The sequence below is a fragment of the candidate division WOR-3 bacterium genome, assembly GCA_026418155.1.
GTDB lineage: Bacteria > Hydrothermota > Tepidihabitantia > Tepidihabitantales > CAIPLT01 > JAOABV01.
In genome coordinates this window covers 1-10,974 of the sequence record JAOABV010000056.1, presented here as the reverse complement: position 1 = coordinate 10,974, position 10,974 = coordinate 1, and the positions used below count along the sequence as shown (strand labels likewise).

At 36.9% G+C, this 10,974-nt stretch carries 6 protein-coding genes; 3 read left to right on the top strand and 3 right to left on the bottom strand.

Going from position 1 to position 10,974, the window contains the following annotated elements; genetic code table 11:
* Nucleotides 1-3,929 (bottom strand): hypothetical protein (locus N2201_06265; GenBank protein MCX7785809.1); only part of this gene is annotated, 3,929 nt, incomplete at its 3' end.
* Between the two features lie 224 nt (nucleotides 3,930-4,153).
* Here N2201_06265 and N2201_06260 point away from each other — a divergent pair.
* The 3 genes from N2201_06260 (at nucleotide 4,154) to rsmG (ending at nucleotide 7,649) form a co-directional block, all read left to right on the top strand.
* The gene (locus N2201_06260) at nucleotides 4,154-6,187 is read left to right on the top strand and encodes a M14 family zinc carboxypeptidase (protein ID MCX7785808.1); all 2,034 of its coding nucleotides are present in this window, start codon (nucleotides 4,154-4,156) and stop codon (nucleotides 6,185-6,187) included.
* A 53-nt stretch (nucleotides 6,188-6,240) separates the two neighbouring features.
* Nucleotides 6,241-6,915, top strand: coding sequence for a peptidylprolyl isomerase (locus N2201_06255; protein MCX7785807.1), 675 nt, complete (start codon nucleotides 6,241-6,243; stop codon nucleotides 6,913-6,915).
* A 65-nt stretch (nucleotides 6,916-6,980) separates the two neighbouring features.
* Nucleotides 6,981-7,649 (top strand): 16S rRNA (guanine(527)-N(7))-methyltransferase RsmG, encoded by a 669-nt coding sequence (gene rsmG / locus N2201_06250; GenBank protein ID MCX7785806.1) that lies wholly within the window; start codon nucleotides 6,981-6,983, stop codon nucleotides 7,647-7,649.
* A gap of 403 nt (nucleotides 7,650-8,052) precedes the next feature.
* Here the strand turns inward: rsmG and N2201_06245 are convergent, their stop codons facing one another.
* Both N2201_06245 and N2201_06240 read right to left on the bottom strand, forming a co-directional pair.
* Nucleotides 8,053-8,721 carry a DUF1614 domain-containing protein gene (locus tag N2201_06245; protein MCX7785805.1) on the bottom strand — a complete coding sequence of 223 codons (669 nt, stop codon included), beginning with the start codon at nucleotides 8,719-8,721 and terminating at the stop codon, nucleotides 8,053-8,055.
* Nucleotides 8,722-8,867: 146 nt separating this feature from the next.
* Nucleotides 8,868-10,974: T9SS type A sorting domain-containing protein (locus N2201_06240; GenBank protein MCX7785804.1), on the bottom strand; the 2,107-nt coding region annotated here is incomplete at its 5' end.

Sequence of the window (10,974 nt, the reverse complement as noted above, 5' to 3'; positions counted from 1 at the left end):
GTTATAGGATGTACGCCGATTCGACCTTTGATAAAATAGATTCCTCTTAAATTCTGTCCGCGGCTATTTTTGCCATTCCAATGAATTTGATAAGTTCCTGGCAACTGTTCTTGCCTATATAATTTTTTAACAAGTTGGCCGGTTATCGAATAAACATTTAATTCCACTTCTGCTTTCTCAGTTAAGACATAAGCGATTGTAGAAGAGTGTGTAGAATTGACGACAGTGCTTTGAAACGAAGGTTCTGTTTGAATATATGTTTTTTTATCTGCCTTGACATCATCTTTAGTTTCTGCCCAGTAAGCATAAGCCCAAAATTCATTGGTATTTCCACTCTTAAATGCATAAATTAAATGAGCCGGGGTTGCAACTAATGCCGAACCTTTTTTAACTTTTTTCCGGTTATAACCTAAAGGAATTGGTGTAAGCGAATCAAAAGAATTAGCGCCAATATTATATGCCAAGAAATTTGATTTGGTACCGCCAATAAAGAAATAGATTATACCAGTTGCTGACTGACAGGTTGAAGTTGCACCACTTCTGATTTTAATGCGATTGGGTATTGTACAAGGTTCAATCCAATTATATTGAGAAATATTATACCGACTGATTTCGTTACTCTGATTGCCTTTAATAATATAAATAACTCCAGCGTAATAATTTATTGAAGCACCGTCGCGAAATGGTTTACCATCATAAGTATAGGGAAATTGGAGTTGGGCAACATCATACCAAGTATCCTGATTGGGATTATACGCAAGCAAGACATTAGTGTTATTGCCGATAATAGCATACACTAAACCGTAGTCTTCGCTAAAAGTTAAACCGGCACCATCTTTGGGTTTACTTAAAGTAAAATTAGAACTGACTGGTTTCAGAACCTGCCAAGTTCGGTTCATAATATCATATGAGTAGAAATCATCTGTATTTCCTCCTTTAAACGCGAAGATCTTTGCGTTACCATAAGTCAAGGCACAACCGGCTTTGGGTTTTTTACCTGATGGTGTTTTAGGCATCCGAGGTAAAGATTCCCACGAATTGGTTGCGATATCATAACACCAGAATTCATCACAAGCGCCGCCTTTAAGCGCATAAATTTTATTATACGGCGGCGCATAGGCTAAAGCACCATTTTTTACTTTTTTGTTTGCAGGGCCAACTGGTATCGGCGCTTTTAATATCCAAGTCAAAACTGAAACCGAACTTCGCGAAACATTGTTCTTATGATTAAAATCATCCATCATATTGGTTGAACAAGTTACAGTATAAATCCCTAAATGGGCATCCCAATCTGAGAATACTGCATATCGTTCTTGTTCCGGAAAGATTGCGGGAATAAAACACGAATCGTAATAGACTATAACCGTGTCATTATTTCGCATGATTTTAAGATAGATTAGGACTGAATCCTCCATTTCTGTGCCATAGTTTCTGACAATTGCCATTGGTGTAATTGTTCCAGGCACGATCGAATCTTTAGGTGCAAGAATTGTTTTAACTCCAATATCGCGGAATTCTTTATAAAATCTTATCGCTCGTCTTGCTTCAAGTCTGTTTTCAGGCCAGTTTATAATACTGGTCTCTGAACCAAAGAGATAGGTTAAACCTTTGGTGCCATTTTGATTTTCAATACCGACAGTGGCTGATTTACCGAAATTCGCCCATTGATTTCCGCAAAACACATCTCGATATTGGCAAATTATTTTGCCATCTTCACACAAAATTATTTGGAAACTTAATCGGTCTGGACTATTTTTGCGAGCAACATTATACCAGGTAATAACAAATTTGCGATTGGGCGATTGTCCTGAATAAAGATGATAGAATATTTTCCCAGTTCGGTCAGAAGGTAAAAGTAAATCATCCCAAAACACATAAATTGCACAATTAGGTGTCTGACCAGATGGCGCTGGCAAATTCTCTGATGAAGAAGTTTGTTCGGGATAAAAAGTTATATAGCCGTTCGTAGAAACATAGACCTGACGATAAGTGCTATCATAAAATGGAAATGCGAAAGGTATCAAATGAGGTATTTGATAAGTTGTGTCATCACCAAAATCAGTTAATAAATAGGCACCGTTAGTATCAATCCAACTAAATTCTGGACCACCAATTGAATCTGAATCAAACCAAGCATACTTAGTCGGTGTTTCGTGGCCAGTGAATTTTCCTAATGTGAGGCTGACAAATTTTTCTTTCTTGTCATTACTGCGATTTAAATCAGCACTAAGATGCGTGGTAACGACCACATAAACCGGGTCGTTAAATCGAACTGTGCAAGCACGGGAGAATCTGACAAAAGTTCCTTGACCAGATGCTAAATAAGGTATAGTTTCCGTATCATAATATCGAATTAAATTACCATAATAGGAACGGGTTGTGCAACTTACTATAAAATTGGACTGGTTATTAATTCCAACATTTTCGATCCGCGCTGTGATTGGGTGGGCATAAATAAAAGGCCGGCGCACAAATTCATCTCGCGGCTCTTTAACGAATACAGTTCGGACATCATTCGCTTCAATAAGATAGGGTCGATAAATCAGACGCGTATGAATTAGCCAATCACCTTGAGGAAAATCCTGTTCATAAGTGCTATCTTGATATTCATAATATATCTCATCATAGTCTCTAAGACCATCATGATATAAGAATGTATTAAATGGTTGGTCATCAACTTGAATGTAAAACACATAGAAAGAACCTTCTCGGATAAATATGTTCTCTTCGAACAAAAGAATAGTATTCCAGGGTTGGGAATCTCCTTCAGCTTTACAGAATGGTGTCTCATAAATTGTTGTCCCTGGTGCGCCATACGGTCCGTCGTCATCGACGATTCTGACTTTAAATCGGGCCGTACCTGAAGGATTACCTAAATAAAACTCAACATTATCGATTTGCGCAGGATAATTGTCCGGTGTAAATTTAACACCCCAACCTTGCTCACCAACAGGAAAACTGTCACGGCCCAATGGTTCATCTTCACAATAACGTAATGTTTGCGACCAGCTAACACTAAAATTCAATGATGCGGTATCATTCAAATAATTTTCATCAGCAACAACTTCACAATATGCTTTTGCCCAATAGAAAGTAGGTGTTTGGAAATTATATGGTGGATAAAGCTTCACTGATAAGGTTTCTTGATAATTTAATGAACTAATCGTAGTATCCGCTAAATGTAAAAAATTGTTCGCCCAATCAATGATTGAACAGCGCACTTTGACTGAATTAAGGTCTTCTTTTCCCACATTAGCAATATTAACCATTAGGGTGCAAAATCCCGGCGGTTGAATTACATAAGGTCGAAGGATATTAAGACAAGCCACATCTTTGTCATACACATATCTTCCAGTAAGCGAGACATTATCTAAACACCAAAAATGGATATTGATAATATTTCCTGTAAAAACCCAGGCAATTCTGATACTATCTTTCTCTTGAGCCCAATTGAGCAGAAATGTTTCTGTTTGAGGAAAGTTATGATAGGTAAAATAATAATTTTTGATTACATAAGGATAAGTGGCACCGCCATCAGTTGAACCGACGATTTTTGCGATATAATTGCCTTGATTGTGCCGGAAATAAGTCGAACATCTTAAAATTACATTACGATAGCGGCTACAATCAATAATTGGTGAAATCAAAGAATCCACTTCATTTTGACGAAGACCCTTGTCATAAGCTAATTCAGCATATCCAGAATGATTGTTTGACCAATGAAGACCTGCAGAATCTCTTTGCCAACTTTGACTATAAGTAGGTTGGTTAATAATTGTCCATCCTGAAGGAGGCGAAGTAGTAGACCAATTTCCATTGAAATTCTGAACAAAAAAAGTTGTATCCGCATTCAAATTGCCAATTAATAAACTTCCGAGAATTATTAATCCTAAATATTTTTTGTCGATATGGGATTTCCTTTTTGTCATACAATTCCCTTTTCTGTAAGCAATAAATTATATCAAAGAGAATGATAGAAGTCAAGTATTAATCTTTTAGAAAAAACTCTGAAGAAGAACTACCAACTCTTCGTAAGCCACAGAAAATTCGAGAAATATTAGTAATTTCAATTATTCAATGGGAAAATTGACTTTTTAGTATTCTCTTTAGGTAATGATTGACAGAAATATTTTTCCGAATTAAAATAATTAATATGAAAAAATTACTTTTATTATTCTTTTGCTTATCTGGATTAACTTTACTTTATGGTCGGCAAATTCCAAAAGAAAGTGTAATCCGGATTTGGATTAACCGACACCAAGAAGTTTATAACTTACAAGAAAAATTTCCTTGGCTGGCAATTATTGATGCTCAAGAGAGTTATGTTGATGCTTATGCGACATCTGAGCAAAAAAAACAGATCATTAATGCCGGTTATAAAATAACCGTTCTAATTGACGATTATCAACAAGAATTAGAAAAAACTCTTCAAGGCTATCACACTTATGCTCAAGTTTGTAGTTCAATGTATGCTATTAGAAATCAATACGCCAACATTACTAAATTAGAGACACTTGGTCTATCAGTCCAAAATCGAGTAATTTTAGCAATGAAGGTCACAGATAATCCTTTGGCAGAAGAACCTGAGCCTGAAATCCGATTAGTCGGTGCTCATCATGGTAATGAAAAAATTTCTACAGAAGTTACTCTATCATTTCTTAAATACCTTGTGGAAAATTATGGTATCAACCAACTTGTTACTGATTTAATTAACAATCGAGAAATATGGATAATACCAATTCTAAATGCTGATGGTCATATTAGTAACAACCGTTACAATGCTGCTGGTGTTGATTTGAATCGCGATTATGGTTATATGTGGCAAACAGGTAGTTCTTCACCTTGGTCTCAACCTGAAACTCGGGCTATGCAAAGACACTCCCAAAATAATAATATAACTTTAGAATATGAATATCATTCAACTGCTTCTTATGTCAATTATTTATGGGATTATCATCCTAAAGACCCGCCTGATAGTAATTATATCATCGCAATCTCTCAAGAATATGCTGACTCTACTTATGGCTCTTCAACGACTCGGCTAACTAAAATTAATGGTTTTGACTGGTATGTTGCCCGTGGCTCAGCCCAGGACGCGGTTTTTGGCATATGGGGTGGCATTGGCACAACCATTGAAACTCAACAACCATCACAACAAGCCCGCATTGATAGTATCTGCGTGGCTAACCGTCGCGCCTTGTTAGCAATGATAACCCGTGCTGGTTGGGGAATTTCTGGTATTGTTCGAGACTCGATTACCCAGCAACCACTTTTTGCAATGATTAAATTTACCAATCCCAGAAGGTGGCCTATTTATACAGATAAGACCATCGGCGATTTTCATAAAATGGTATCCGCCGGCACTTATACCTTTACTGTCTTTGCCAATGGTTATCAGCCGAAAACTTATACAGTAAATGTGCCCAGCACAGGAACTGTATTTCTTGATATTAATTTATTGCCCGACACAGATAATCTTTATTATGTTCAAAAAATCGTTTGGGTGCGAAGGGATAATACTTCTTCTTATCTTGATGCTACATGGACTATGGACGGCTTAGGTAAACCTGATAGCATCTATTATTCTATAGGTTCAATCAGTAATAGTACGATTGTGCTTGAAGCCGACCCACCAATTAGAAATCTTCCTCGAGCCGATTTTACTATCTTTGAAGGCGACACATCTCGCGAGAATTATCAGGTGTATGTTACTAATGACTGGCTTGGTGCTTGGTTTTCTTGTGGCAATGGTAATGGCACAACCAGTTTTGATTTAGCCGCTGCCGGATTAGATAGCGCTCGGTATATAAAAATCGTTGATGCTAGTGGTGCTTCGACTAATAATCCATATGCGGGATTTGATTTAGATGGTATCGCCTATAATAGACCATTAACTTTAATTGAGGAAAATTCACCTTCTTATATTACATCTCAAAACTCCTATTATCAAATACTACCCAATCCTGCAAAATCATATGTAAAGTTTGTCCACCTCAATCCCAATAAAAATCAAAAGATAAAAATATATAATACACACGGAACTCTAATCAAAGAATTAAATTTATTTGATCAAATAATTTGGAATACTCAAGACCATACCGGTTCATATGTTCCTTGTGGTGTCTATTTTTGTATTCTTGATAATGGTAAAGAAAAAATGCAACAAAAAATTGTAATCCATCGTTGAGCCTAAAGGATTATATTGATGTTGAAAATCTAAATTAAAGTGGAGGTAATCATATGATTACAAAACATCTATTAACGGCTTTAATTTGCTTTACCTTAATCCTAAGTTGTGGTGGACCTAAAAAATCCGCGCCCCAAACATCTACCCCACCAACCAAAACTGACAGTCAGATAGCATCGGCAAAAGCAATTACTTCAGCAACTCCAAAACCAGAATCAATGCCAAGCCAATCGGCGTCAAAATATGCAGTAATTTTTGTGAAAAGCGGTGAAAAATCTTTAGGTAAAATAAAAATCGAACTTTACACTCAAGATGCTCCTCTAACTTGTGCTAATTTTATCAAACTTGCCCAGCAAGGTTTTTATAATGGTCTTACTTTTCACCGCGTGATTCCTGGTTTTGTTATCCAAGGTGGTGACCCTAAAGGCGATGGCACTGGTGGACCAGGTTATACAATTCCAGCAGAAATCAACCCCAAATTCAAACACATCAGAGGCACAGTTGCAACTGCCCGACTGGGCGACCAGGTTAATCCCACCAAGGCATCCAGTGGCAGTCAATTTTACATCTGTTTAGCGCCAACACCTCATTTGGATGGCAACTATACTATCTTTGGTCAAGTTGTCGATGGAATGGATGTTGTCGATAAAATCGCGACATTTCCTACTGACCCCCGAACCAACAAACCGCTAACGCCAGTAATTATGGAAAAGGTCATTATAGAATAACCTTAGATTTATCTTTTAGCAAACCGCTTAATTTTACAGAAAAAAGAACTTTTGCAATTCTCAAAGTGTTATCAACGCAATGGTCGGTGTTATCCGAATGGTGTAAAAAATTAGATATCAATCTGGTTAAAGAACAATTAACAAAGTTTCAAACCTATCATCAACTTTTACTTGATTGGAACCGTCGGATAAACCTTATATCCCGTAAAGACATTAACCGCATTATCTCGTATCATTTTATTGATTCAATTTCAGCGATAAATGAAATTTCCGAGCATTCAATTGTTGCGGATTTAGGAACCGGGGCTGGTTTGCCCGGTATTCCGATTAAAATTCTTCGACCAGACCTTAAATTATATTTAGTCGAATCAATCAAAAAGAAAGCGCTTTTCCTTAACGAGGTCCTCAGAACTTTACAACTAAACGATGCTTGGGTATTAAATCAACGCGCGGAAACAATTAAAAACCTGAAATTTGACTTCATTTTAGCACGATTATTAGGAAAAATCTCTGAAATTTTACCTATCGCTGCTAACTTATTATTTAATCAAGGTAAAATTATTTTTTATAAAGTTGAAAGTAGTGAATCAGAAATTCTTCAGGCTACTCATATAGCAGAAAAGCATAAATTTATCTTAGATAAAATAAAAGACACAGTTTTACCAACAACTAAAATTAAACGCCGATTAGTAATCTACCGGAAACTTAAAAACTCAAAGAATATGATGGAATGACAAAAAGTTTATTTTTCTGAACATTTATTAAACATTGTATAACCTAACCCGTACCATATAGCATCTTTATAATCCGCATATAAGGTAAACCATCCTTTTATCCCGTTCTGAATAATTCTAATAAAAGGTCAGACCTGACCTAGCCCCGGGCTAGCCCCCTACTTTCTGTTGTTATTTAGTATTATTGATGAGCAAGAAGTCTGTTTTTATTGGATTTCAAGAAATAATTGCTTTTGGCCACGACTTTCGGTAAATATCTTTCATATATTTAAGTAATTCTTGCTATTGGTTATCAAACAATATACTGATTGGTCTTTGATATGTGTTTTAATTAACAATGAACCAAATTTCTTCTTCGATAAATATTTTCTCGATTCCTGCTATAGATTAAAAAATTTATTTATCAAGTAATCAACACCGCAATTATTCCCACTAAATAAATCCCATCAAACACTCCGGCACCACCGATACTCATTATCCCCCTACCGAATTTTTGAATTGTCTTGATGTTCATTAAATCGGCACCAATCAATACCCCAAGCACACCTGAAATATAAGCAACCGGTGCCGCATCAGCACGTCCTGCGAAGAGCATTGCTAAAATTGCGGAAACAATCGGTGGAATAAACGCGGGAATTGCTATGCCAATTCCCGGTGTTGGCCGGGCTAATAATTTTGAAACGATAATCATAATAAGTGTACAAACTAAAGTCGGTATCAATGGTGTTCGGAATAATAGAAACAAACACAAAAGACAAGGTAGGATGCATCCGCCAAGATTAATTGCCAGAACTTGTCTTTCTAAATATTTTGGTTTCATTCCAAATAGAAAACTATATAAGATAGAAACATCTGATTCATTGCATGGTTCAGTAAAGCATTTCTGTTGAATCGGAATATTGATTGCACTACCAATGAGCGAAAACAAGAAGAACATCAATCCTGTTCCTGGTGATAATCCTAATTTTTGAAACGCAATACCAATCGCACCTACGGAAAAAAGCACAAAAAGAACTGGCAAAAGTAAAATTAATATAATAAAAACTGCAATAGAAAATGGTAAATAAAACATAGTCAATAAAATTATAGACTATGGTATGACAATGTCAACAAATATTTCTTTTCAACGATGAAACCATATTTTAAGACAATGTGGGCATACTAAATAAAAACGGGGGCTTGTTCTTCGGCACAAGCCCCGAAAGCCGATGATTTCTATTAGTGAGTTATAACCATTTTATATCTTGCATTGTAGTTATCTGCTTTCATTTCGTAGAAGTAGATACCTGAAGCGACCTTGCGATTATTATTATCCGTGCCATTCCAAATCGTATTGTAGTAGCCGGCATTGAATTTATCGTTGACTAAAGTCTTCACAATTCTACCAGTTGCATCATAGACCGAAATCGTTACACAGGCTTCTCGAGGTATCTGCCAACGGATTTGAGTCATATGCACAAATGGGTTGGGATAATTTTGCATTAAGGCAAATGTTGTCGGTATTGCACTAGGTACACCTTGGACGTTGTCGCCCATCGGTCGTTTTGCATAATAGTAGCGTTCAATTAGGTTATTCTCTGCTACCAAATCATAACCTGGACGTGTTTCAATCCAAGAGATAATCTTGTAAAGACCTTCTTCAGTCGGAACCCAACCAGATTGATAATAGAGACAAGCATAAGCTCCTGGTGCTAAAGTTCTGTCTAAATAGCGAGAGTAGACAGTTATATTATTACTCACTTTCACGACTTTGAACCAGGAACGGAAACCAACTGTTGGACCAAATGGAGAGTTAGATACGACTGAGAATGTATTGTAGGAAACGCCTGTGAGAATTGTATCAACAACTAAGGTCTTACCGAGCAGTAAGCCTGCATAATTAACTTGTAAATCTCGGTCGCGAGATTTTACCGTAAATCTCTTTTGTTTGGTATCATTAGCTGGATTATGGTCATTCTCCATATGAACATTCGCATATATCATATGATAGGTTGGTGAATTAATCCAGAAGATATCTCCCCAAATTGGATGCCAGGGAGCAAGTTTAATAATCGTATCGCCATATGGAATATTGATTTCAAACATCGTATCAATTAAGATTACTGAATCCAGCGGGTTCATTGAAATATGACAGACCGAGTCATATTTCACGCGATAGCGCCACATCTTTACCGCCAGCGTACAGATTTCTCTTCCTGTAGGTATGCGATTATTACCAACTAAAATCTGTGGTGTAATCGGGGTGCAAGTCACAATTGTATCGCTTGGCACAAGTATCAATTTGACTTCAACATCATGATATGGGTCATCATTGAGAATTGTGCCAAGTCCTTGATTATCACCAAATATCGCATTTGTTGGATTGGAAAGATTAACATAGAAGTACTCATCCGGTTCAAAGATTTTATCAGAGACAACCTGGACTACAATATCTTCAGAAACATCACCAGGAGCAAAAGTAACCACACCACTATTAGCGATATAGTCACCAGGAGTAAGCGCAGTGCCATTTGCGGTGGCAAAGTCAACTGTGATTTGTTGATAACTTGGATTAGAGAGAGATACGACGAAGGTAAATGGTTTTGTGCCGTAATCGCCTTCAGTATCAGTGACATCAGTAATTAGAATCGTTGGAATTACATCATCATTGAGAATTGTGCCGAGTCCTTGATTGTCGCCAAAAGTTGCATTAACTAAATTTGTGAGATTGACAAAGAAGGTTTCATTCGGTTCATACTTGTAATCACCATTCACATAGACTGTGATTGTCTTAGAAACATCGCCCGAATCAAATGTTAGAGAGCCGCTTGCGGAATTGTAGTCATTATCAGCAATTGTTGCGGTATTATCGGCTGTCGCATAATCAACCGTGATTGTCTGATAACTCGGATTGCTCAAACTTACTGTAAAGACGAAAGCTTTAGTGCCAGTATTACCTTCAGTTAGAGAAACATCATTAATTGTCATTGTCGGCATATCGTCATCATTGAGAATCGTACCAACTGCCTGGTCATCGCCAAATGTTGCATTAACTAAATTAGTCAAATTGACATAGAATGTTTCATCCGTCTCATATTTATAATCACCATTTACGGTAACACCAATCCGTTTTGAAGTTTCACCAGAATTAAAGGTTAAAGTACCACTGGTCGCAATATAATCGTTATCACCGGTTGTCGCGGTACCATTTGCAGTTGCATAATTAACCGTAATCGTCTGATAACTTGGATTCGACAAAGTCACATAGAAGCCAAATGACTTGGTGCCCATATTACCTTCCAATGCCGAAGTGTCAGAAATCACAATAGTTGGAACTACATCATCG